Here is a 23,676-nt window from a genome sequence, read left to right on the forward strand (position 1 = left end):
ACACCGCTCGTGTGAGTTTCGCGCGCGGTCATGCGCGGAGAATTGAGCATTTGGCCATTCAGGCGTTCGGCCGCCGGGTGTTCACACGCTCTGGGCGGCGGGCGCGCCGATCGTCAGGCCGGAGACCGCGTACACCGCGCCGTCGCGGTAGTCGGTGACGTACAGCGTGTCGCCCGCGAGCAGCACGTTCCGGAGCGGACCGTAGGGCCCGGTGACCGCGCCGTCCTCGTCGGTGACGAAGGTTCCGACGACGGTGTTCGTGGCGGTGTCGATCACCGCGACGGTTCGTCCATCCCCGACGGTGACGAATGCCCGGCTGCCGTCGTGGCTCAGCGCCAGGTCCTGCGCGTCGCCGGTCAGTCGCACGTTCTCGAGCGTGGTGCCGTACGTGGCACTCGCCGGATCGATGTCGATCACGGAGACCAGTCCGTATCCGCCCGTCACGCGCCACAGCCGTCCGGTGTTGTCGACGATGAACTGTCCGTTGGAGAAGCCGCCGGAGGCGAGTTCCACGGTGCTGACGTGCTGGGTGACGTACAGCCGGTTCCCGTTCACGACGGTGAGGCTGTGCGAAACGTCGGTGAATTCGCTGCTCGTCCTGGTGTGGTCCCACGTGGGCCCGACCGTGATGGAGCCGACCGTGGTCAGGGACTCGGTGTCGATGATACTGACAGTCGACCCGTTCGCGCCGAACAGGTAGCGGCCGTCCGCACTGACTTCCAGGCTGCCGTAGGAGCCGAGCGGCTGCGAAGCCACGACGGCGTTCGTGGCGGTATCGACCACCGACACCGTGCCGTCCTCACCGCTGGCGTAGAGGCGCGTCCCGTCGGGGCTGACGGCCAACTCCTGCGCCAGGGAATAGCCCTGAAAGTCGGGGGAGGTGGGCAGCCAGATCGTCTCGATGACGGTGCCGGTGGTCGTGTCGATCACCGAGATGGTGCCGGTATAGGGGCTGTTGACGTACACCCGGTCCACGTCCGGGGCGGCCGCGATGTTCGACGACGCCCAGTCGACCGCGATCGGCGTCCCGACGGTCCCATCTGCGTCGATGACCCGCACATAGCCGTCCTCGCTGACGACGTAGAGCCGGTCGTCGACGACGGCCGCGTCGGTCGGGTACCCCACCGTGATCTCCGTCGACTCGACGTCGAAGACGACCTGGAGGGGGGTCGGCGAAACGGAAACGGTGACAGGGATGTTCGTCACGGCGTGGCCGTCTGTGAGGGCGATGGTGAAGTGGTCGGCGTCTTCAATCGGTGTTTGCAGGGCGAGGTCGCGTGCGGCGGCGGTCGGGATGTAGGTGAAGGTCACGCCGTCGGAGAGGACCGATCCGGACCCGGGCGCGGTGTTCGTGAAGGTCACCGGGTCGCCGTCCGGGTCTTTGGGGTCGACGAGGGTGACGACGACCGCGCCGTCGGACGCCCGAGGTGCGCCGGCCGTCCAGGTCGCTGTGGGCGCGGAGTTCACGTAGGTGAGCGTCAGGGCTCGGACCCGCCCGTCGGCCGCATCGGTGACGAGCATCCGGGAACCGTCGGCACTGAGCGCGATGGAGTGGTCGCCGGACTCGGTGGGCGAGTCGAGGGAGAGGGTGGACACGACGGTGTTGGTGCGCGTGTCGACGACGGTCAGTGTGTCCGGATTGGAGACGACATAGGCTGCGCTTCCGTCGGGGGTGACGCGCACGGCGGTCGGCTGGGAACCGACGGCGACGGTGGCGACGACGGTGTTGGTGGCGGTGTCGATGACCGAGACGGTGTTGTTGGCGCGGTTGGTGACGTACGCGCGGGTGCCGGCGGGGTTGACGGCGACGGCGGTGGGCGTGGTGCCGGTCTTGACGGTGGCGACGACCGTGTTGGTGGCGGTGTCGATCACCGAGACGGTGTTGCTGCTGCGGTTGGTGACGTACGCGCGGGTGCCGGCGGGGTTGACGGCGACGGCGTTGGGCGTGATGCCGGTCTTGACGGTGGCGACGACCGTGTTGGTAGACGTGTTGATCACCGAGACGGTGCCGCTGCCGCTGTTGGTGACGTACGCGCGCGTGCCGGCGGGGTTGACGGCGACGGCGCTGGGTGTGGTGCCGGTCTTGACGGTGGCGACGACCGTGTTGGTAGACGTGTTGATCACCGAGACGTTGCCGCTGCCGCTGTTGGTGACATACACCCGGGTGCCGGCCGGGTTGGCCGCGACGCCGGTCGGCGAGGTGCCGACGGTCACCGAGCCGACGACGGCGTTGTTTGCGTCGAGCACGGAGACGCTCTTCGAACCCTGGTTTGCCACATAGGTTCTGGTGCCGGCGAACACCACACCCGATGGGTTGGACCCGACAGTGGTGGACTGCGCGAGCTGCATCCGTGCCGCCGACACCGGCACCTGCACAGTCACCGGGGTGCTGGACTGCCCGGAGGTCACCGTCACGGTGAACGAGTCGTAATCGGCGTCCGGGTTCAGCGCGGCCCGTTGGCGCTCTACCTGGGTGGGGGTGTAGGTGAAGCCGCCGGTCGTGTCGACGGTGACCGTGCCGCGGCTCGGCGGTGTGGTGACGGTGTAACCGAGTTGGCTTCCGGACGCAGTGATCGAGCCGAGCACCGCACCGGTGCTGCGGTCGGGGACACGGACATCGACGGTCGGCCCGGCAGTGGATGCAGAGAGTGCGGCGGTGGATGTGGTGCTCGCGGCGGCGAACGATCCGATCGGCTCGCCGGTCATGACGGAGGATGTTCGTGCTCCGGCGAACGATTCGATCGGCTCGCTGGTCGTGACGGGGGCGGCAGCCAGCGCCCGGCTCGCGTCGGTGATGACTGCCTTCTCCTGTCGACGGCACCATGCCGCGGCCAGCGCCCAGAACGTCGGCGACTCGATCGGTACCTGTGGGTCATTCGACAGGAACGGGCGTAGCCCGAGGGCGCCGAGCACCTTCGACACGACGCTGGATGCAACTTCTACCGCCGGGGCGGGGAGAGACGGTCCCGATGCCTGCGTCCCGATCTGCGGCGCATCGGCACGGGTGACGGGCACCGCGCGCGTCAGGGCTGCCGTCCCGTCGATCGTGGTGATCGCGGGAGCCGTCGCCGGCACTGCTTCCGGAATCGCTGCCGGAACTGCTGCCGGCAAGTCCGGGACGAGTTCGCGCACTGCCGCGGCCTTGGCCGCGGCGGCCGGGTCGAGGGCCGCGCCGGATCCGTCCGTCACCGGTGCTGTCGACAGGTTCGGCACACTGGCGTCGCCCGCAGGTGTGCGGTCGTCACCCTGCGAGGATGTCGAGGACACCGGCGAATCCGATCGCTCGGTGACTGCTCGTTCCGCAGGCCTGCCGGCCGGCGCTGTCGCGGCACCGGGCTCGTCTGCTGCCGTGCCCGAATCCGGCACGCCACCGCGGCTCACAGTTGACGAACTGTCGGGTGCCGTGGGGTCGGGTGCCGTGGCGGGGTCGGGAGTCGTCACGTCGGACCCGTTCACGTCGTTGTCCGAGGACGTGGATTCGGTGCCCGTAGTGGATTGGGTATCGGCGCCGGAGGTGGATTGCGAATCCGTGCCGGACGTGGATTGTGAATCCGTGCCGGACGTGGATTGTGAATCCGTGTTCGAATCGCCGGTCGTCGACGATCCGGATCTGTCGCTCGACGAGTCCGAGTCGGTACCCGATGTACCGGATGACGTCCGGTCCGACGAAGTCCTGTCCGTGGAACGGTCAGTGGATCCCTGGTCAGTGGATCCCTGGTCAGTGGATCCCTGGTCGGACGATGTCCGGTCGGACGAGTCGGAACCGGACGACGTGGACGAGTCGCCGACGGACGGTGCTGCCACCGCCATGCCGGCCGGTGCTCCGACCGCAAGCCCGATGCCCACTGCCACCGCCAGCTCGCCGAGGTGCTGGAGGTGCTTGTCGTTATTCATGAGTTCCTCCTCCATGAGGACGCTTCGAACTGCCAGTCCGGACGCACCATCCCGGGGCTGGGCCGGCTCATCGCCCCGGAACTGACGTCTTGCCTGCGCGCATTCCGGCGCGGCCCGTGATGAGAATGTCTCGCGGCGCGAAGTCGAGGTCGGCCATCGTGGTGCCCTTGTCCGTCATCGTTGCCTCGCTGTCAGGCAACTGGTTTGAGGCTAGTTCGTGCGTCGCCACCACCGCATCGGGCGTTCGCTGTATTCGGCGTCGCGCTAATCAGCCCCGATGGGCATTTCGACCCATTGGCGCGCTCGATCAGGCATCGGACATGGAGTGCCGTCCGGACAACAGGAAGTACCGGTCTGCTTCCGGCACGAACATGAATCGCGGCTGGTCAGTTCAGGCCGTGTTGGTATGCGTAGGCAGTCGCGGCGGCGCGTGAGGTGACGCCGATCTTGGCGAAGATGTTGCTCAAGTGCCGTGCGACGGTCTTCTTGCTCAGCGACAGGTGTTCTGCCACATCTTGATTAGTCATTCCGGACGCGACTAGTCGTAGCACCTCGACCTCTCGCGCGCTGAGACCGTCGGGGAGTTGTGCCGGTGGTGGCGCCGACCCGAGCAGTTCGTCGGTGCGCTGAAGATCCGGCATCGCACCGAGGCGGTCGAACACCGCACGACAGGCGTCCCATTCGAGTCGTGCAGTGTCCTCGTCGCCGATTGCGCCGCACGCGAGTCCGATCAGCCGGTGGCTGCGTGCGGCCTCGTAGGGCATGTCGAGGTCCGCCCAGATCTGCACGGCACCGCGCAACTCGGGTAGAGCACCCGCTGGGTCGCCGTCGGCGAGGCGGACGGCACCGACAACCTGTTCTGCTGCGGCGCGGACGGCTGGCGGGGCGCCGTCCGCCAGGGCGGCAAGTTCCTCCGCGGTGGCGCGTGCGCGGTCGAGGTCGCCCGCAGAGATCGCGATCTCTGCTTGTGCGGGGAGGAGTTTCGCCCTCGCGAGGCGGTCCGAGGGATGTTCGACCAATGCACGGGCGAGACCGGCGGCGGCTGCGTCGGTGCGGCCCTGCGCGGCTCGCAGCAGTGCCATGCCGGGCTGCACATCCCAGCCGTAGGCGCCGGCGTGCCCGAACGCTTCCTCCGCTGCGGTGAGGTCACCGACCAACCGCCGGATCTCGCCGATCTGGTACCAGGCCTGGCCCGCATCCATGGCGACGGTTCCGTTCTGCTCCGCGCAGGCCTGCCGTGCTTCGTGTTCGGCGTCGGCCCAGGATCCGTGCAGGCGCAGGATCCGGGATCGGTGCATCCGGCACGAGCCGGAGACGGCCGTGGCACCGTGCTGGGTTCCCAGCCATTTCTCGAATGCGGATGTCCACGTGCTGGCGCGGCCGAAGTCCGACATGTATTCGGCGGTGTTGATCGAGCTGCAGTAGATCCACCAGGAGCTCACTGGTTTCACCTCGTGGCCGGCCACGGCGATCATGGCCTCGTCCAGTAGTGCGGTGCCTCCTGAGATGTCACCGAGCGCGACGAGGGCGCGACCTGCCTGGTGCAGGCCGACGTTGACCAGATCGGGATCGGTGAACTGTGTGCCGATTGTCGTTGCGCGGCGCGCCAGCTCGAGTGAACTGTCCGGGTTGCCGGTATGGAACGCACCCTCGGCCTGAGCTAGGGACAGATAGCCGTGCACCGCGCACTCCGGCTCCCGTTGCAGCAGCCGTTGTGCACGGGAGAGCCATCCCATGGCCGGGGATATGTCGCCGTGCAGCATCGATACCAGGTGGATTCGGATCGCGCACATGGCGGCGCCGGGGTCGTCACCGTTGTCCACCCGGTAGGTGTAGATCCGGCTACGTACCTCGACGCTGTGCTCGGGCCGGCCGTTGAGGTGGGCGGCCTCGGCGAGGGCCTCGAGATCGTCCGGATCCAAGGCCGCCGATTCGTCTGCGCGGCTGAGCCGCGAATACGCCTCGTCCCACACCTGTGCTCGGTAGGCTGCTCGACCGCGCTCCAGGTCGTCGACCGCGCGACGGCACCGCGTGTCGCCCGAGGGCGTCGCCCGTCGAAGGAGCTCACCTGCGGGCGAACGAGTAGCAGTTGTGCCGGGCACGATCATCTTGTCGACGTTGAGCCCGCACCCACGCTGAATCTCTTGGAGTTCGGCCCCGAACTCAGCGGCAGTGTCGGGACGATCGACGGGACTGGTGGCCATGGCCCGTTCGATGGCAGCGCACATCTTCGGCGGAATACCCGCCACACGAATGTCTGGAATCGGCTGCGTGGTGATTCTCAGGAACTGGGCAATCAACTGCTCGCCGCTCCGGCGTTCGAAAGCGGCGTGACCTGTGATTGCGCAGAACAACGTCGCGCCCAGTCCGTAGACGTCCGATGACGGTGTGGACGGCTCACCCTCGAGTAGCTCCGGGGCTGTGAATGCGGGCGAACCCGTGACCGTGCCGGTGGACGTCTCGAAGCCTCCGGCGATGCGCGCGATACCGAAGTCGGTCAACTGTGGTTCTTCGTAGTCGGTGAGCAGGATATTTGCGGGCTTGACGTCGCGGTGGAGTATCCCGTTCCGGTGCGCAGCCTCGAGTGCACCGGCCAGCTTGATCCCGAGGCCCATCGCATCACCCCACTCGAACGGGCCGGCCTGGTGGATTCTCTCCTCTACCGAACCGCCGGGGTGGTACTGCATCACGATGTAGGGTCGGCCGCTCCGGGTAGCCCCGACCTGATAGATGTCGACGATGTTCGGGTGGCCCGACAGTTTGCCCATCGCATGCTGTTCGCGGATAAACCTCTCGCGGTCGTCCGGATCTACGTCGGCGGTGAACACCTTGATCGCGACCGTGCGGTCCAGAGAAGGCTGCCGGCACCGATACACGATGCCGAAGCCACCCCGTCCGATCTCGATTGCATCTGTGAACCCGTCTGCAACCAAGTCGGCCGTGAACCCCGAAACGGGATCACGCTGGGTTGCCAGCGGGTCGTCCTCGGACATGGGTTATCTCAATTTCTCGACCTGGGGCATCAACGATGACGGAGGAACCACTTCGGTCTGCGCCGGTCACCGCAACAAGTCATACGAGCACCACCACGACAGGTCACCGCGCCCTCCTCGGATTTACAGACCGCATGGTTGTTTCATGTCAACCCTAAGTCCCGGCTCCATCGGTAGGTAGGCCCAGCTTCACATTGGCGCAGGTCCAATCTGTGGATACCGATCCGCCTGGTTCCGTCTCGTGGTGGGCTCGGCTGGTGGGATGCCCGCGTCCCTCACGGAGGCTTTCAGCGGCGGTACAGCAGCCGCCGGCCCGTCCTCCCACAATAGGGTGGCCTTACGGCGGTAGCTCCGGCCGAAGGTGTGCAGAAGTACGAAACGTGGGACCGCAGGAATCACATGCAAGATCACGTCGCGGTCGTCGGGGCAAGCCCCGTCGATGATCCACGGTCCCTCGGCGCCCAGCTCGGTGAAACTCTTTGGTTTGACGAAGTACTCGTTCTCGACGGCGAGGTACTCGGCGGTGGTGATGGTAGCGCCGACGACCGGCATCATCTCAAATTCTTCACGCTGCAGGTGCGGCAACAAGACGTCGTTGAGTCCAGCGATCGCATTGCGCAACCGTTCACGTGCGCACTCACTGTGACGGTAGGCTCGTGCGGCCTCCTCGACGGTGGTGATGGCTGGGGCGATCCGCTGGTGGTCGGCATCCATCTGGTCGAGCAGGCCACTCGCAGACGGATTCCTGGCCCGGATCAGTGGCCAGAGTCCGGCGTCCTCGGCGGTGTGGTGCATGTGCAGGACGTGCATCATCCACACGACGTGCCCTGCGAGCGCTCGACGACGTCTGCCGTCCGGATAGGGCGGAGACGCGAGCACCAATCGGGTTCGTTCCAGGTCACGGCGCAGAGCGCTGTGGACGATCCCCATGCTTCGTGTATCGGCGGGCTCATGCAGGTTTTCCATGTCCCTTTCCCTTCCCTCGTCCGCACCGCGCGATCACGTTGGACCGCATCGTTTTGCCGACCAACGACTTACGCGGTTTCGACAGGGCTGGACGCACTCTCTCGATTCGGCCGACAGGTATGTCGCATATCCGTCCCGATTCGGCCGCCTGCTGTGCACCCGGTTGCGCCTGCGGTGCTGTGGCGTCAGCCCTGATATATTGGATTCAATCAGGTTGTACTTAAATTATCGGAGCGGCGATGGTCGAAGTCAAGAGGCGCTACGACGTGTCCGGCAGGCAGGAGCGGGCGCGCGCGAGACGGCGTGCCGTGGTCGTGGCTGCGAAGGAGTTGTTCGAGCGCGACGGCTTCCGGGCCACGACACTCGCGGCGGTCGCCGATCGGGGCGGTGTCTCGGTGAAGGGCCTGTACAAGAGTTTCGGTAGCAAGGCGGCCCTGGCGAAGGCGGTGTTCGATTTCGTGATCGCCGGTGACGACGAGCCGGTGTCGGTCGCCGACCGCCCGGAGCAGCGGGCGATGCTCGACGAGCCGGACGTGCGCCGCAAGATCGAGATGTTCATCCACGCACTGGCGCGGCGGCAGCAACGGTCGGCCAAGGTGCAAATTCTCATTCGCGACGGACGGCACGTGGACGACTCGCTCATCCCGGTCTGGCGGCAACTGAGCGAGGAGGGATTGACCGCGATGACGATGATCGGAGGCCACCTCGCGGGGACAGGCCAACTTCGTGCCGGCATCGAACTCGACGAGGTACGCGACGTGCTGTGGAACTACCTCGCGATAGACACTTACGAGCGACTCGTCCTGGAACGGGGATGGACACTCGACCGATACTCGGACTGGATGACGCGAACGATCATCGCCGCCCTGTGCACGCAGGGGTAGGGAGTGCTCGGGAGCCGGTCAGTACCTGGACCCACCGGCGAGGATGTGGCTGAAGTGTGTACAGCACCATTCAGTCCGACAGGCCGGTGACCGGGGCTGCAGAGGTGGCCGCCGGCACGCGGGTGCTACGAGCGCGACCGCCACCTCGGATGAGGTGGCGGTCGCGGCCCTTGTCTGGCGTGCTCAGAACAGTGCAGGGGCGGCTACCAGGATGAACCAGCACAGTGCAGGTGCGACTGCGACGACGATGCCTGCGTTGAGGAGAAGCTGGCGGTAGAACGCGGGGCGTTCGATGTTCTGTGCGTTGGCGAGGACGAGGGCGCCGTTCGTGGAGAACGGGGACACGTCGACGACGGTCGCCGAGATCGCCAGCGCCGCGACGACTCCGACGACGGGGAGTGCGCCGGTCTGCAGCAGGGGCAGGGCGAGCGGGATGATCGCGGTGAGCAGTGCGGTCGAGGATGCGAACGCGGACGTGACGCCGATGACGTAGCACAGGACGAACGCGACCAGCAGTGGTGCGCCGACGGTGATGGCCATTTCGGCGAGGTGGTCGATGGTGCCCATTTCCTCCATGATCGAAATGTAGGTGACCATGCCGGCGACGAGTAGGACGGTGGACCAGCTGATGCCGGCGATGGCTTCGTTCTGCTTCGACAGATCGGTGAAGGCGAGGACCGCGCCGGCGGCGATGGCGACGAAGCTGATCGGCAGATGCAGCACCAGCACGAGTACGAGCACGGTGGCGATGAGGAACAGGGTGAGCTTCTGGACCCGGGTCACGGGGTGTGCGTCGGGCAGGACGCTGGTCGCCGTCTGCCCGCGAGTGAGTACCTGCGTCCCGCCCGACGAGCCTGTACCGCCGGTGGTCGGCGTCCGATCCGGTGCCCCAACGGTGGTGGGACGCGGTGTACCGCTGCCGGTTTCGTTGCTGGTCCCGGTGGCGGTGTACTCGAGGTCGCGGACTCGGGCGAGGACCGAGTAGCCGACCACGGTCAGCACCGACAGCAGGAGGTTGATGCCGTAGCTGGCGAAGAACAGCGTCCAGGGCGCGATGGTCAGGCCGCTGGAGTTGACGATGTCGGTGACGAGGACACCGGAGACCGAGATCGGCGAGAACGCGCCGGCGTGGGCGCCGTTGATCGTCATGATGCCCATCACGAGCGGACTCATCCGGGTGCGCGCGGCGAAGGACATCGCCGCGGGCGAGATCAGCGCGACCGCTGCGGGGCTGAAGGTGCCCAGTGCCGTCAGTACGGAGGCGGAGAAGAAGAACACCCAGGGAACGATCACCGTCCGGCCGCCGACTGCGCGGATGCAGGCGTTGACGAGGAGGTCGATGGTGCCGTTCCTCTTGGCCATGCCGAAGAAGTAGGTGACGCCGATGATCGTCAGGACGATCGAACTCGGGAATGCGGCGAGGATTTCCTTGTCGTCGTAACCGAGGGCGAAGGCGCCGACGAGGAAGGCTCCGATGAAGCCCAGGATGCCGATGTTGATGGGGAAGATGGTGGCGATCACGAACATCGCGACCAAGGCGATCAGGGGGAGTATTTCGATGGAGGTCATGGTCGTTCTTTCGCTTGCTGTCCGGCAGGGTCGCCTGCCTGGTCGTCGGCTGTTCCGGTTGCGTGAACAATGGGGGCCTCGACGCGTCCGAGGGCACTGAATGGCGGTGCCAGGGGGTGCGTGTGCGGCGTCTCCCGACTTGTGACGGGGTCACGGTGCGGGGTCAGAACGGGCGCGGTGGAATCGACCAGTTCGGTGGACAGCTCCCAGGCCCGGTCCCGGTCGGCGGGAACGTCTTCGCTTGGGGGTAGCGGGCTCGTGGTTCGCATGTCACATCCTCTCGTCGATCATGTCCTACATCACGTTAGAGACGACAGATGTTCAGAACAATGTCACGTTTCTACCCGGGGGTTCAGTTCTGCTTAAGTCATGCCGACGGCTTCGTGCCCAGGTGATCGTCGTGCTGGTGGCGTCGCTGTGGGTCGTCGACCTCGACGAACGGTGGCGCCCGAGGTCACACCGCGCCGCCGGTGGGTGGGTGCGCAGTCCTACGAAGGCGCTCGACCCGGCAATGTAAGCCACTCTTAAGGGTCGTCCTCATATTCGAAATTGTGCTCCACCCAGGTGGGGCGCAGGGTTGATGGTGTCACCGCTGGAGATTCAGTTCCCTTACCCCGATCAGAGCCTTCGGCGGTGCCTCAGACTTCGTCACGAATGAAAGGCGGCCGGGCGGTGTTCACACTCCGTGGAACCTGGATGCGAGGGGGCACCAGCAAGTGCTGGCTCTTCAACGCGGTTGATGTCGACCCTCTGGTCGAGCAGGCGGGCGGGCTCGACGCCATACTCACCTCGGCCTTCGGGTCGGGTGATCCCCGTCAGCTCGACGGCGTGGGCGGTGGCAGCTCGACAACATCCAAGGCCGCGATCGTGCGCCGATCCGCCGAGCCGGGCATCGACGTCGAATACCTGTTCGCGCAGGTCGCGATCGGTGATCGCCGGGTCGAGTGGGGCAGCAACTGCGGAAACTGCGCCACCGGGATCGGGTTGTATGCGCTGCAGTCCGGACTCGTCGCGGTCGACAGTGCGACGACGATCGTGCGGATGCGCAACACCAACACCGGTGCGATCCTCACCGCCGAGATCGCCACCCCGGGCGGGGTGATCCCCACCGAGGGGGATGCCGCCGTGCCGGGGACCAGTGCGCTCGGCGTTCCGGTCACCCTGACCTTCACCGGCCTGGCCTCCGGCACGGCGATGCTGCCCACCGGCTCGGCGTCCGATTCGTTCACACTCGGTGATTGCCGCTACCGGGGCACGATGGTGGCTGCCGGGGCGCCGGCTGCGTTGTTCGACGCCGCCGATCTGGGCTTGAGCGGGGCGGAGGACAATTCGGTGATCGCCGACCACCTCTCCGTTCTCGTGGCCTTGCGGCGCGAATCGTCGCTGCGGATGGGACTGAGCACGCCTGGTGATCCCATCTCGCATGCCATTCCGAAGGTCGGTGTGATCGGCCCACCGCGGGACTATCGCACCAGCGCGGGCATCGACATCGTCGGTGCGGACTACGACGTCTCGGTCCGCATGCTGTCGATGCTCGCCCCGCATCCGGCGATCGGCCTGACATCGGCCGTCGCCGTCGCCGCGGCCGCCACGGTGAAAGGGGGAGTGGTGGCCGACAACGCCCGGGTGCGGTGGCCCGGCTCGCTGCGACTGGGAACGGCCGCTGGTGTCCTCGACATCGACCTCACCACCTCCCCCGACGGGGTGATCGAGACGGTCTCACTGCACCGCGCGGCACGGCGCATCGCGGCCGCCGAACTGTTCGTCGCCTCCCCGGCCGCCGTGCTGGCGGGATCCGCACGGTGACCCGGCCACAGCACCTCGCGGGGATCGCGCGTTCGTGGCTGCTGGTGAACGGGACCCGCGTCGAGACCTTCGAGCAGGCCCGCCGATCTCCCGCGGACCAGATCGTCCTCGACATCGAGGACGCCGTGGACCCGAAACGGAAACCGCACGCCCGCGAGGGCGTCGCGACGTGGCTGGAGGAGCATTCGGCCTGGGTCCGGATCAACGATCACACCACCCCCTACTGGTCGGACGACGTCGACCGCCTCGCGGGCCTTCCCGGACTGGCCGGGGTGATGCTCGCCAAGACCGAGGCGGCCGGCCACGTCACCGACACCTTCGATCGACTGGGCGGCACCGTTCCGGTCCTCGCCCTCGTCGAATCGGCCGTGGGCATCGAGGAAGCGCCCGCCATCGCCCGCGCCCGCGGCGCCTTCCGGCTCGCCTTCGGAAGCGGCGATTACCGCCGCGACACCGGCACCAGCGCGGACGATCTCGCCATGGTCTATCCGCGATCGCGGCTCGTCGTCGCGAGCCGGGTCGGGGACCTCCCGGGACCGATCGACGGACCGACTGTCAGCAACAGCCACACCGTTCTGCGCGAGCAGTCCGCGGTCGCGGTATCCCTCGGTCTGACCGGCAAACTGTGCCTGGACACCGGGCAGCTGCCCGTGATCAACGAGGCCATCAGCCCGGCACCGTCCGACGTCATCTGGGCGCGCGAATTTCTCGCCGACTTCGATGCGCGCGGTCGGGTCATCCGGGACGGCAGCGACCTGCCGCGGCTCGGCAGGGCCGAGAAGATCGCACATCTCGCCGACGCATTCACCATCTGCCCCTCGTAGCCGGCGATCACCGTGCCGCCCTGCGCCTACGTGTCGGCGAAACCTTCCTCGAGGCGCCGCGCTGCCGCCATGCACAGTGTGATGGCCGCTTGAGCGGCCGGGCTCAGCCGACGCTCGGTCAGGTGTGCGACGAGGATCCGGCGCTGCGGCGAGCGGGTGGCGAGCGGGATGGACCGGACGTCGGGGCGGGGATTGAGGACGGCCAGCCGCGGCGCGATCGACACCCCCAACTCGACCCCCACCATGGCCTGAACCTCCCCGTAGTCGTGGGCGAGGAAACTTGTCCGGGGCGTGAATCCGCCTTGCTGACAGAGCCGTTCGAGTGTGTGGGCAACCGGGTGATCGTCGGCGCGCACCACCCACGACTCGTCGCGGAGTTCGGTGATCCTGATCGACTCCCGGTCGGCGAGGCGGTGTTTCTCCGACACCAGGAGCAGGGTCGGATCGTTCATCAGGTGGTGGTACGTCAGCAGTGGGTCGTCGATCCGGTTCCACTCGTAGTCCCACAACAGGGACAGCTCCGTCTCCCGGCGGCGAAGCGAATCGACGAGCTGGGCGAATCGTCCACTGAGGACGCGCAGGTCGATGCCGGGGTGGTGGGTCTTGAATTCCTTGATCACCAGTGGCAGCAGCGAGGATCCGGCCGTGGGGAAGGTTCCGATCGCCAGTTCTCCCGCACGTAGTCCCTGGATCTCCGCGAGTTCGGCGTCCGCGGCCTCGAGTTCGATGAGGATCCGTTCGGTGTGTTTGACGATGGAGCGGCCGGCGTCGGTGAGCATGATGCCGCGGGCATGCCGTTCCAGCAGCGGTTGCCCGGCCTCCTTCTCGAGCTTGGCGATCTGCTGCGAAACCGCCGAAGTGGTGTACCCGAGCGCCGCCGCAGCCGCGGTGATGGAGCCGTGCTTCGCGACCTCGCACAGCGTGAACATCCGCGTCGTGTCGAGCACGTCGGCCACCTGCCTTTAGAAGAATTTAAAGGGAGTCAAGATACTCGCGATTGTACTTCACTCGGGCGAGTGACAGATTGGAGTCCGCACACGCGGGAAACGTGCCGCCCGACTTCCACGCAGGCGCCATCACCACCGTCCCGCTTCAATCGCCTCTCGACAATGCCGAGGACTGCCCATGAGCGTGAATCCACACGATGACACCCCGACCGCGAGTTCGCCGAGGGAGGCGAACCGCGGCCCGCTGCACGGAGTTCGAGTTCTCGACATCAGCACCGTGTACGCCGCACCGATCACCGCGATGCTGCTCGGCGACTTCGGAGCCGAGGTGATCAAGGTCGAGCACCCGACGGGCGACCCCGCCCGATCTCATGGGGCGAACAAGGACGGCCACGGACTGTGGTGGAAAGTCATTGCGCGCAACAAGAAGTGCATCACCCTCGACCTCGGCACCCCCGAGGGCCAGCAGATCCTGCGGGATCTGGTCGTCGACGTCGATGTGCTCGTGGAGAACTTCCGACCCGGAGTGCTGGAGAAGTGGGGACTCGGACCCGACCGGCTGATGCTGCTCAATCCAGGCTTGATCGCGTTGCGGGTCACCGGCTTCGGGCAGGACGGACCCTACGCCCAACGTCGCGCCTTCGGTACCCTCGCCGAGGCGATGAGCGGATTCGCACACCAGACCGGTGAGGAGGACGGACCGCCGACGCTGCCCCCGTTCGGTCTCGCCGACGGTGTCGCCGGCATCACCGGCGCCTTCGGCGTGGTCACGGCACTGCTGCACCGCAACAGCCCCGAAGGAAACGGGCAAGGGCAGGTCATCGACCTCTCGCTGCTCGAACCCCTGGTCGGCATCCTCGGCCCGGGCCCCACCGCCTTCGACCAGCTCGGCGCGATCGCCGGCCGTCAAGGCAACCGATCGCCCAACAACGCCCCCCGCAACACGTACCTCACCAAGGACGACCGGTGGGTGGCGATCTCGGCCAGCGCCACCTCCGTCGCAGAACGGGTCATGCGTCTGGTCGGACGAGCTGACCTCGTCGAACAGCGGTGGTTCGCCTCCGCCGGGGAACGCAGCCGCAACGGCGACCTCCTCGACGAATCGGTCGGGAAATGGATCGCCGCCCGCCCGTTCGACGAGGTCGTCACCGAGTTCGAGCGCGTCGGCGCCGCTCTCGCACCCATCTACGACGTCGAGCAACTGATGAACGACCCGCACGTCCGCGCCCGCGACGTGATCACCACTGTCGACGACGAGGACCTCGGGCCCATCGCCATGCAGAACCTCATGGTGCGCATGCTCGGCACCCCCGGCGCCATCCGGTTTCCCGGACGGCGACTCGGACAGGACAACACGCAGATCTACCGCGACGCACTCGGATTGAACATCGAGGCTCTGCAGGACAGGGGAGTCATCTGATGGCCCGCAGCTACCTCTTCGTGCCCGGGCACAAAGAGAAACTCCTCGGCAAGGTCTTCGATGCCGGTGCGGACGCGGTGATCCTCGACCTCGAGGATGCGGTCCCGCCGGAGTCCAAGGACGCCGCCCGCGCTCGCGTCGCCGACACTCTGACCATCCACCCCGCGTGGGTGCGCATCAACGCCGTCGGCACCGCGCCGGCCGCCGACGACCTGGCCGCGGTCGCCGACCGTGCTCACGGCATCCGGATCCCGAAGGTCGACTCGGTCGACGACGTGCGGTGGGTGCGGGATCGGGCACCGGGGACGCCGCTGATCTGCGCGATCGAAACCGCGAGGGGAGTCGCCAACGCCCTGGCGATCGCCGCCGAACCCGGCGTCGAACATCTCGCCCTCGGCGGCATCGACCTCCGCAAAGACCTCGACATCGGCGACGGGGACACCCCGCTCCAGTACGTGCGATCGCACCTGGTCATCGCCTCCCGGGCTGCGGGAATCGCACCCCCGATCGACAGCGTCTACCCCCACCTGCGGGACACCGACGGACTCGCCAGGGAAGCCGCACACGCCCGCTCTCTCGGCTTCGGCGGCAAATCTGCGATCCACCCCTCCCAACTGCCGATCATTCACACCGCCTTCAGCCCGAGCGAGGACGAACTCGCCTGGGCACGAAGGGTTGTGAACGTCTTCGAGGAGTCTGGCGGGGCCGCCGTCCAGCTGCCGGACGGCGAGTTCGTGGATCTGCCCGTCGCCGAGCGGGCCCGCAGAATCCTCCAGTCCCAGTAGTCCTGGGTGTTGCGGTTGTTCAGGTAGAGCCAGAGTGAGTCGACGGCGAAGACATCCCGGCTTCTACACGTGGCAGCAAATGTGCGAACCGGATCCCGCGTCCGCGGTGTGCCGCGACCACGGATGAGAGCACCGCAGGGCGGACAGCATCAATCTTGTTCATGTCCGTACATGCCTAATATGAGTTGGATTTATGTGAGTGGAGTCACTTCACTGGAGGCATGAACAGAAGCACTCCGGCGAGTAGCGATACGGACCTCTTCGCCGACGAGGTCGTGATCGACCCCTATCCGACGTACGCCGAACTCCGCGATCTCGGCGCGGTGGTACATCTGCCCGCCAACGACGTCTATGCCCTGACCCGCTACGACGTCATCCGCGACGCGTTGGCCGACCCGGGCACCTTCTCGTCCCGGACGATCGGCTTCAATTCCGTGGTCAACGAGGCGCTTCAGGGCACATCGCTGGCCTCGGACCCGCCGATCCACACAGAATTGCGCGCGACTCTTTCCGAGAACCTCTCTCCACGGGCGCTGCGGGGACTCCGGGATCAGATCCACACCAAGGCCGATGCGCTGGTCGCGGACCTGGTCGCCAGAGGATCGTTCGAGGCCATCGATGCGTTGGCGCGCGCCTTCCCGCTCGAGGTCGTCGCGGACCTGATCGGTTTCACCGGTGAGGTGCGCGACAACATGTTGCGCTGGGGGCAGGCCGCGATGGAAGTCATCGGTCCGATGAATCAGCGGACCGCGGAGAACTTCCCGATCGCCGGCGAACTCTACGGTTGGTGCACCGGGGTCCGGGCCGGTGATCTGGCGCCGGGGTCGGTCGGTCGCGGCATCTTCGACGCCGAGGACCGCGGCGCCATTCCTCCCGGCACCGCCGGCCATATCATCCACCAGTACCTGGGCGCGGGTGTCGACACCACTATCGCCGCGCTCGGCAACATCGTCGCGCTCTTCTCGGCTTTCCCCGATCAGTTCGACCTGGTCCGCGGAGATTCCGCGCTGGTGCCGGCTGCCTTCAACGAGATTCTCCGATTCTGGGCGCCGGTCCATGCCTGGGGCCGCTCGGTGACCCGGGACGTGAATATCGACGGCACCCTCGTGCCGGCCGGATCCCAGGTGGCGATCCTGTTCGGCGCAGGCAACCGCGACCCGAGGCACTACGAGAACCCGGACGCCTTCCTGGTCCAGCGAAACCCCGTCGACCACCTCTCCTTCGGGTACGGACCGCACGGCTGCGCCGGCCAGGGCCTGGCCCGTTTGGAAGCCCACGCCGTCATCGGGGCACTCGCCGTCCACGCGCAGCGGCTGGTGGCCGCCGAGCCGGTTCGGTTGCCCAGCAACATCACCCGCTCCATCGACGCACTCGAGATCCTGAAGGTGGTCCCGGCATGAAGAAAATCGTGATCGACCGGCCTCGCTGTGAAGGCCACGGACTGTGCGAAGAGATCGCTCCCGACCTGATGCACCTCGACGACGCGGGCGAACTGATCCTCGACGTCGAGGACATCCCCGAGGGAAGCCCGGAACTCACGGACGCCGGCGCCGCGGTCCGGGTCTGCCCCGTGGCCGCACTCAGGCTCGCATGAAACTCATCGAAGTTCCCGAACGAATCCTGGTCATCGGCAACGGGATCGCCGGCCAGACCGCGTGCGACGGCCTCCGAGCCGCGGGTTTCGACGGCGATCTGACCATTGTGGGGGCCGAACCCCGGGCGGCGTACTCGCGGCCCGCGCTCTCCAAGGCGCTCCTCGTCGACGGCGGTTCCCACGAACTGGCACCGCCCACGCACGAGGCAACCGAGGTGCGCGGGGTGGCGGCCGTCGAGCTCGACGTCGAGTCCCGCCGGGTGCGTCTCGACGACGGTTCGGACCTGACCTACGACGGACTCGTGATTGCCACCGGTTCCAGGGCACGGCGCCTGGGCGGCGACCACAGCGTGGAGCTGTCCTTGCGCACCGTGGACGACGCCCTGATCCTCCGGGAACGGCTGGCGGCCCGGCCCACGGTCGTGGTTGTCGGCGCCGGTCCGCTGGGCATGGAGATCGCATCCGCGGCCCTGTCGGCGGGATGCCGGGCCACGCTGGTAGCCGACGGCCCGCCGATGCTGTCGCACCTGGGGCACTGCCTGTCCGACGCGTTCACCGCGGCCGCGGTAGCCCGAGGGCTCACGGTCGTCCTCGGCTCGGCTGCCGGGATCGACGACGCGCATGGGGTGGTCCTACGCGACGGATCACGAATCGACGCCGACCTGATCGTCAGTGCGATCGGCGACATACCCGACACGGAGTGGCTGGCCACCAGCGGACTGCTGACCGGCGGCCGTCTCGAGGTGGACTCGCGCGGCCGGGTCCGGCCCGACATCGTCGCGGCCGGGGACGCCGCCGCCGTTCCCACGCCTACGGGAATACGTCGAATTCCGCTGTGGAGCAGCGCTATCGAGCAGGCCAAGGTCGCTGCCAACGCGCTCCTGGCGGGCGACGATGCGCCGGAACTCGACCTCGAACCCTACTTCTGGACCGAGCAGTTCGGGCTGAACCTCAAGGCCACCGGCCACCTACCGGCCGCCGGTGAACCCGAGTTCCTGCTCGGCGACAGCCCGCACGGACCGTCGGTGATGCGCTGGACCCACGTCGGCGGTGACGGTGTCGCGGTCGCCGTCAACCATCGGATCCCGATCCCGAAACTGCGCCGCATGGCCGCCGCGGCCGGATGACGTCGACCCCTCGGAAGGAGGACGCGTAACTTCGTGTGGATGAACGAACCCGGTGATCACTCGAGTGATCTCGGCCTGGAGCGGCTTGCCTCGGTCAACCTCAACTTGCTGGTGCCGTTGCTGGCATTACTCGAGGAAGGATCGGTCACCCGCGCCGCGGCCAGGGTGGGCATGTCCCAACCCGCGATGAGTCATGCCCTGGGGCGGATGCGCCGACTGATCGGTGACGATCTGGTGACGCGGCAGGGAAGCGGCCTGATGCTCACACCGCGTGCCCTGGAACTCGTCGCACCACTGCGTGAAGTGCTGCGGCAGACCGCACAGGTAGTGAATTTCCCGGGCTTCGACCCCGCTCGCGACAGCCGCACCATCACTGTTGCAATGACCACCAGCACCGCATTCGTGGTCGGGCCGGGTTTGGCGCGGTTGATCGCCGAGCGGGCACCGAATGCGACTCTGCGGGTGCGCAACTTCGTTCAGCCGCAACCGAGCGACTTCACCGACGACGGCGTGGACGTCGTACTCCTGTCCGAGGCGTTCACATCGCCGTACCCGCGCGAGCGCCTGTACGAGAATCGCTGGGTGGTGATCGCCCATCCGGACAGCGATCCCGGGGCATCCGCACTGGATCTGCTCACGTCGCTGCCCCATGTCACCTACGACTCCCGGCACCGGGTGGCGCCGTACGCCGCGATGGACGCGCACGGCGTGCACTACCGGATCGGGCAATTGATCTCCGACCACCTGCTCATCCCGCACATGGTCGCGTCGGCAGGCGGGGTGGCGGTGCACACATTCCGGGTTGCTGTCGCGATGCGGGAACGGGTGGACCTCCGTATCGAGGAGTTCCCGCTGCCGGTCTCGCCGTTGCGGATCGACATGGTGTGGAATCCGCGTCTGGCGGATGCGGCGTTCATCGCCTGGTTGCGGGAGATCCTCGTCGACGCGACGGCTTTCGAGTTCTAGTCGTCCGACGCAAGTAGGTGGCACCAGGAGTCGGTGAGTTCGTCGAGGCACGCCTCGCGGGGAGTCTGCCAGCCGACCGCGAAGTAGCGGCGCGAGAGGTACTCCAGCTGACCGAACGCGAGCACGCAGCGAATCCGGCGCCGACCGGGAGGGAACCGCTTGGCCTGGTCCAGTCCCGCCGTCATGTCGCCGACGGCGGACTCGAACCACTGCTCGGTCTTGGCTGCGACGTCCGGCTCCTGGGCTGCCTGGTAGGACGCGGTGAGATAGGGCTTGATCTCGTCCCACTGTGAGAACTTGCGGTCCAGCCACTCCTGGATCTGGTCACGCGAGCCCGAGGCCACCACCGCGGTGAGCGTGGGGTCGTCGGCAGCGGTGAGTAGTGCGTCGACCTTCGTCAGCAGCGCGCTCATCACGTCGGCCTTGGACGAGAAGTGCAGGTAGAAGGTCGTCCGGGTCGATCCCGCGGCGCTGGCTATGTCATCGATCGTGGTTGCGACATAGCCCTTCGTGCCGAACAGCTCGAGCCCTTTGGCGAGGAAAAGGTCGTAGGTCATTTGCTTCTGTGCGGCGCGGAGCGACATGACCTCAGATTGTAGCCGCAGTCCACCCACGAATCAGATGGACCATTCACCCAACTGGCAAGCAACTTACTTGACGCTTTGTAATGTGAGTGGCTACTGTGGCTAGTACCACGTCATGCGCACATGACGTTGACGAAAGGAAGTGCCGATGAAGGGCTCCCAGACCGCCGAGAGAAACACCGTCCACACCGTTCTCGGCCCAGTTCCCGCCGACGAACTGGGGGTCGTCTCGGTTCACGAAGCGCTGCTGTCCGTGGTCCCGGGCGCGGAGCACGCATTCGACATCACCCCGGACCGCGCCGAGACCTTCGAGGTGCTGGTGGGGAAGCTCACCGAATTCCGGGACCACGGCGGGCGGACGATCGTCGACAGCACCGGCATGTTCCACGGCCGCGATGTCAAGCTCTACGAAGCGCTTTCACGCACGACCGGAGTGCACATCGTCGCGTCGACGGGCATGGGACCCGAGGAAATGCTCGGCGGATACTTCCTGACGCCGCAGACCAATCCGCCGACGCCGTGGCCGGCAGACAAATTCGCCGACCTCTTCACCAGGGAGATCACCGAGGGCATGGTGGTTCCCCGGGTGGAACGCCGGGGTGCCGCAGGCCTGGTGGCTACCGCCGCGAATCCCGACGGCATGACCGCCACCGAGGAAAACCTCGTCCGTGCCGCGGCCCGAACCGCCCGCGACACCGGCGTACCGGTCTCTCTCCGCTTCGGTAAGGACGCGGTGCACGACCTCGGGATCGTTGTGGGCGAGGGCCTGCAGGCCGACCGCGTCGTCGTCGGCGGACTCGACCGCAGGGATGCGGTCGACGCCGGCGCGCCGCTCGAGATCGCCCGCCGCGGAGCCTACGTCGCCCTCGACCACGTGGGTGCGGACGGCGGCATACACGTCACCGACGCCGAGCGCGCCACCCTGATCCGCGAACTGGTCGACGCCGGTCATGGCGACCGAATCCTCCTGTCGAGCAACGCCACCGGTGTGTCGCTGGGAGAACCGGGTCTCGATCTGCCGTTCAGCTACATCCTGTCGACTTTCGTGCCGCTCCTCACCGCGCAGGGACTCGGCGTCACCGACATCCGGCGCATGCTCGCAGACAACCCCCGCGACCTGCTGTCGGTGCGCTGAGCACCCGACCCCACATCATCGAAGAATCGTCCTTCCCGAAGGGGAACTGCCTGTGTCAAGAGTGAACACCGTCCTGGGATCGATCCCGACCGAAGAGTTGGGCATCGTCGCCGTCCACGAGCACATCGGATACGGCATGCCCGGCTCCGAGCTGGACACGAGGTGGTGGAAGACCCCCGAGGAGCGGTACCAGGAGACCGTACCGAAACTGCGTAAGTTCCACGAGTACGGGGGCGGAACCTTCGTCGACGTCACCGGAATCTGCAACGGCCGTGACATCGACTACTACAAGTCGCTGTCCGCCAAGACGGGCGTCCACATCGTCGCCTGCACCGGCTTCGTCGGCGGCGACACCGCCCTGCCCTTCTTCGAACGCGCGAGTGTCGACTACCTGACCAAGCAGTTCATCCACGAGATCACCGTCGGCATCGGCAACACCGGCAGCCGCGCCGGAGTCATCAAGGTCGGCGTCAGCCGCGGCGGCAAGATGACCGACCTCGACAAGCGCATCTACCGGGCCGCGGCTCGCGCCGCACTCGAGACCGGCGTACCGATCCTGACCCACCTGGCCATCGACGCCGAGAACGCCATCGCGATCTTCACCGAAGAAGGACTCCCGCTGCACCGCGTGCTGTTCGGGCATGCCGACGACGGAGTCAACGCTTCGAAGACACGCGACCGGTGGATCGCCGAACAGGGCGGCCGCGTCGGCTTCGACACCTTCGGCTACGAAACCGAACTCGAGGACCCGCCGTTCTGGGCCCGCCCGCGCAAGGAACGCCTCGACCACTTCCTCGGGTTCCTCGCCGCCGGTCACCTCGATCAGGCGCTCGCCGGCGTCGACGCCAACTGCAGCCCACTCGGTTGGCCCGGAGTCAAGGGTCACACCTGCAACTACCTGTTCGAGGACCTCATCCCGGATCTGCGCGAAGCAGGCCTGGACGAAGCGACCATCACCACGCTCTTCGTCGAGAACCCGGCCGACTTCCTGACCATCCAGACCTGACCCACCTCGAACCTTCGGCGCACCGGTGCGCCCACCCAGAGAGACACCACCATGCAGAGCACGCATCTGAAGAATCTGACCGTCGCCGTCATCGGCGCCGGGTACGCCGGCGCCGCATCCGCCAAGGCCCTCAGCCTGCTCGGCGCCGACGTCACCGTGTACGAGCAGGCCACCGAAATCCGTGAGGTCGGCGCCGGCATCGGCCTGCGCCCCTCCACCATGGACCGCTTCCGCCAGTGGGGCATCTTCGACGCGATTGCGAAGGTCAGCTCACCGAGCGACTACTTCGAGATCCTCACCGCCACGGGCGAACCGATCATGAAGGAATCGTGGCCGGGTATGGACGAGTACACCGTCAAAACCCACACTCACCTGATCCACCGCGGTGACTTCATCGAGGCCCTCGTGGGTGTCCTGCCCGGCGGCATGGTCGAGCTCGGCCACAAACTCGCCACCGTCGAGGACCGCGGCGAGCGTTCCCTGCTCACCTTCACGAACGGCACGACCGTCGAAGCGGATCTGGTCGTCGGTGCCGACGGCATCAAATCCGTGGTGCGCCGACAACTCTTCAGCGACAACGAACCGGTGTTCTCCGGCGAGCGGGCCTACCGCGCCGTCATCGATGTCGCCGACGCCCACGGCATGGTCGTCGACGACAACCTACGCATGTACATCGGCAAGGGCACCAAGGTGTATCTGCTGCCCCTGCGCCACCGCAGCCAGGTCTCCTTCGACATCACCGCCCTGTGCCCCGACAGCAACTGGGCGCCACAGGTATCCAAGGACGACATGCTCGCCACCGTCGACGGCTTCGACCCGAGGATCGTCGACATCACTCGCGACCTCGACATGAGCATCGTCAACACCCGCGGCGTGTACGACATCGACCCGGTCGACACGTGGCATTCCGATTCGGCGGTCCTCGTCGGCGACGCCGCCCACTCGATGCTGCACCACCAGGGTCAGGGCGCGAACTCGGCGATCCTCGACGCCGGCGCACTCGCCGACGCCCTGCGGGACGCCGACACCGTCGCCGGGGCATTGGCGCTCTACCAGGCCACCCGCAAACCGGTCACCGACGAACTGCAGCGGATCTCCCGTCAGGGCTGGACCGAGGACGAGGTCGACGACGTCTTCCCGGGGCAGAAGCCCACCGCTCGGGCGCAGGCGTGACAC

The 23,676-nt window shown here is 66.9% G+C and carries 21 protein-coding genes and 1 pseudogene; 13 read left to right on the top strand and 9 right to left on the bottom strand.

The annotated features are described in order from the left end of the window. Positions 1 to 81: 81 nt before the first annotated feature. From CJ179_RS28195 to CJ179_RS28205, 5 genes and pseudogenes are all read right to left on the bottom strand, one after another. The gene (locus CJ179_RS28195; RefSeq protein WP_095863642.1) at positions 82 to 3,894 is read right to left on the bottom strand and encodes a YncE family protein; all 3,813 of its coding nucleotides are present in this window, start codon (positions 3,892 to 3,894) and stop codon (positions 82 to 84) included. Between the two features lie 67 nt (positions 3,895 to 3,961). Beyond that, positions 3,962 to 4,093, bottom strand: a complete 132-nt coding sequence (locus tag CJ179_RS52870) for a hypothetical protein (RefSeq protein WP_257015801.1) — start codon at positions 4,091 to 4,093, stop codon at positions 3,962 to 3,964. Positions 4,094 to 4,280: 187 nt separating this feature from the next. Next, a complete protein-coding gene (locus CJ179_RS54080) occupies positions 4,281 to 5,687 on the bottom strand; it encodes a LuxR C-terminal-related transcriptional regulator (RefSeq protein ID WP_373560161.1) in 1,407 nt (468 codons plus the stop codon). 249 nt (positions 5,688 to 5,936) lie between these two features. Then, a pseudogene (locus CJ179_RS54085) lies at positions 5,937 to 6,887 on the bottom strand (serine/threonine-protein kinase); the annotation flags it as partial. A gap of 189 nt (positions 6,888 to 7,076) precedes the next feature. After that, positions 7,077 to 7,853, bottom strand: a complete 777-nt coding sequence (locus CJ179_RS28205; RefSeq protein ID WP_083395604.1) for a hemerythrin domain-containing protein — start codon at positions 7,851 to 7,853, stop codon at positions 7,077 to 7,079. A 239-nt stretch (positions 7,854 to 8,092) separates the two neighbouring features. Between CJ179_RS28205 and CJ179_RS28210 the strand changes: the two genes are divergently transcribed. Continuing rightward, complete coding sequence (locus CJ179_RS28210; RefSeq protein WP_095863527.1) at positions 8,093 to 8,737, top strand: TetR/AcrR family transcriptional regulator; 645 nt, start codon at positions 8,093 to 8,095, stop codon at positions 8,735 to 8,737. 183 nt (positions 8,738 to 8,920) lie between these two features. On the opposite strand, the gene CJ179_RS28215 is transcribed toward CJ179_RS28210, so the two are convergent. Then, on the bottom strand, positions 8,921 to 10,306 hold the full coding sequence (locus CJ179_RS28215; RefSeq protein WP_095863528.1) for an SLC13 family permease: 1,386 nt from the start codon (positions 10,304 to 10,306) through the stop codon (positions 8,921 to 8,923). Continuing rightward, complete coding sequence (locus tag CJ179_RS50640) at positions 10,303 to 10,575, bottom strand: hypothetical protein (RefSeq protein ID WP_143548918.1); 273 nt, start codon at positions 10,573 to 10,575, stop codon at positions 10,303 to 10,305. The genes CJ179_RS28215 and CJ179_RS50640 overlap by 4 nt, the downstream gene beginning before the upstream one ends. A gap of 122 nt (positions 10,576 to 10,697) precedes the next feature. Here CJ179_RS50640 and CJ179_RS52885 point away from each other — a divergent pair, with 122 nt between their 5' ends. From CJ179_RS52885 to CJ179_RS28225, 3 genes are all read left to right on the top strand, one after another. Further along, on the top strand, positions 10,698 to 10,823 hold the full coding sequence (locus tag CJ179_RS52885) for a hypothetical protein (RefSeq protein ID WP_257015804.1): 126 nt from the start codon (positions 10,698 to 10,700) through the stop codon (positions 10,821 to 10,823). Between the two features lie 179 nt (positions 10,824 to 11,002). Further along, positions 11,003 to 12,112 carry a PrpF domain-containing protein gene (locus tag CJ179_RS28220; protein WP_179377651.1) on the top strand — a complete coding sequence of 370 codons (1,110 nt, stop codon included), beginning with the start codon at positions 11,003 to 11,005 and terminating at the stop codon, positions 12,110 to 12,112. Further along, a complete protein-coding gene (locus tag CJ179_RS28225) occupies positions 12,109 to 12,936 on the top strand; it encodes a CoA ester lyase (protein WP_095863530.1) in 828 nt (275 codons plus the stop codon). The genes CJ179_RS28220 and CJ179_RS28225 overlap by 4 nt, the downstream gene beginning before the upstream one ends. 26 nt (positions 12,937 to 12,962) lie before the next feature. On the opposite strand, the gene CJ179_RS28230 is transcribed toward CJ179_RS28225, so the two are convergent. Beyond that, positions 12,963 to 13,883 (bottom strand): LysR family transcriptional regulator, encoded by a 921-nt coding sequence (locus CJ179_RS28230; RefSeq protein ID WP_072946918.1) that lies wholly within the window; start codon positions 13,881 to 13,883, stop codon positions 12,963 to 12,965. 178 nt (positions 13,884 to 14,061) lie between these two features. On the opposite strand from CJ179_RS28230, the gene CJ179_RS28235 reads away from it, so the two are divergent. The 6 genes from CJ179_RS28235 to CJ179_RS28260 all read left to right on the top strand — a co-directional run bounded on the left by CJ179_RS28235 (position 14,062) and on the right by CJ179_RS28260 (position 19,775). Then, entirely contained in the window at positions 14,062 to 15,303 is a 1,242-nt protein-coding gene (locus CJ179_RS28235; protein ID WP_095863531.1) for a CaiB/BaiF CoA-transferase family protein, read from the top strand. Then, positions 15,303 to 16,088, top strand: coding sequence for a CoA ester lyase (locus tag CJ179_RS28240; RefSeq protein ID WP_095863532.1), 786 nt, complete (start codon positions 15,303 to 15,305; stop codon positions 16,086 to 16,088). The genes CJ179_RS28235 and CJ179_RS28240 overlap by 1 nt, the downstream gene beginning before the upstream one ends. A gap of 221 nt (positions 16,089 to 16,309) precedes the next feature. Beyond that, positions 16,310 to 17,488, top strand: coding sequence for a cytochrome P450 (locus CJ179_RS28245; protein ID WP_095863533.1), 1,179 nt, complete (start codon positions 16,310 to 16,312; stop codon positions 17,486 to 17,488). Continuing rightward, positions 17,485 to 17,682 (top strand): ferredoxin, encoded by a 198-nt coding sequence (locus tag CJ179_RS28250; protein ID WP_095863534.1) that lies wholly within the window; start codon positions 17,485 to 17,487, stop codon positions 17,680 to 17,682. Before CJ179_RS28245 ends, CJ179_RS28250 begins: the two co-directional genes overlap by 4 nt. Beyond that, entirely contained in the window at positions 17,679 to 18,809 is a 1,131-nt protein-coding gene (locus CJ179_RS28255) for an NAD(P)/FAD-dependent oxidoreductase (RefSeq protein ID WP_095863535.1), read from the top strand. The genes CJ179_RS28250 and CJ179_RS28255 overlap by 4 nt, the downstream gene beginning before the upstream one ends. A gap of 39 nt (positions 18,810 to 18,848) precedes the next feature. Further along, positions 18,849 to 19,775, top strand: coding sequence for a LysR family transcriptional regulator (locus tag CJ179_RS28260; RefSeq protein WP_095863536.1), 927 nt, complete (start codon positions 18,849 to 18,851; stop codon positions 19,773 to 19,775). Here CJ179_RS28260 and CJ179_RS28265 read toward each other — a convergent pair. Then, complete coding sequence (locus CJ179_RS28265; protein ID WP_072946827.1) at positions 19,772 to 20,359, bottom strand: TetR/AcrR family transcriptional regulator; 588 nt, start codon at positions 20,357 to 20,359, stop codon at positions 19,772 to 19,774. The genes CJ179_RS28260 and CJ179_RS28265 overlap by 4 nt on opposite strands. 148 nt (positions 20,360 to 20,507) lie before the next feature. Here CJ179_RS28265 and CJ179_RS28270 point away from each other — a divergent pair, with 148 nt between their 5' ends. The 3 genes from CJ179_RS28270 to CJ179_RS28280 are packed head-to-tail and all read left to right on the top strand — an operon-like array spanning position 20,508 to position 23,673. Then, on the top strand, positions 20,508 to 21,494 hold the full coding sequence (locus tag CJ179_RS28270; protein ID WP_095863537.1) for an aryldialkylphosphatase: 987 nt from the start codon (positions 20,508 to 20,510) through the stop codon (positions 21,492 to 21,494). 52 nt (positions 21,495 to 21,546) lie between these two features. Beyond that, positions 21,547 to 22,500, top strand: coding sequence for a phosphotriesterase (locus CJ179_RS28275; RefSeq protein ID WP_095863538.1), 954 nt, complete (start codon positions 21,547 to 21,549; stop codon positions 22,498 to 22,500). Between the two features lie 51 nt (positions 22,501 to 22,551). Then, positions 22,552 to 23,673, top strand: coding sequence for an NAD(P)/FAD-dependent oxidoreductase (locus tag CJ179_RS28280; RefSeq protein ID WP_072946824.1), 1,122 nt, complete (start codon positions 22,552 to 22,554; stop codon positions 23,671 to 23,673). Positions 23,674 to 23,676: the final 3 nt, after the last annotated feature.

Origin of the sequence: Rhodococcus sp. ACS1 (assembly GCF_002300155.1) — a bacterium.
GTDB lineage: Bacteria > Actinomycetota > Actinomycetes > Mycobacteriales > Mycobacteriaceae > Rhodococcus_F > Rhodococcus_F koreensis.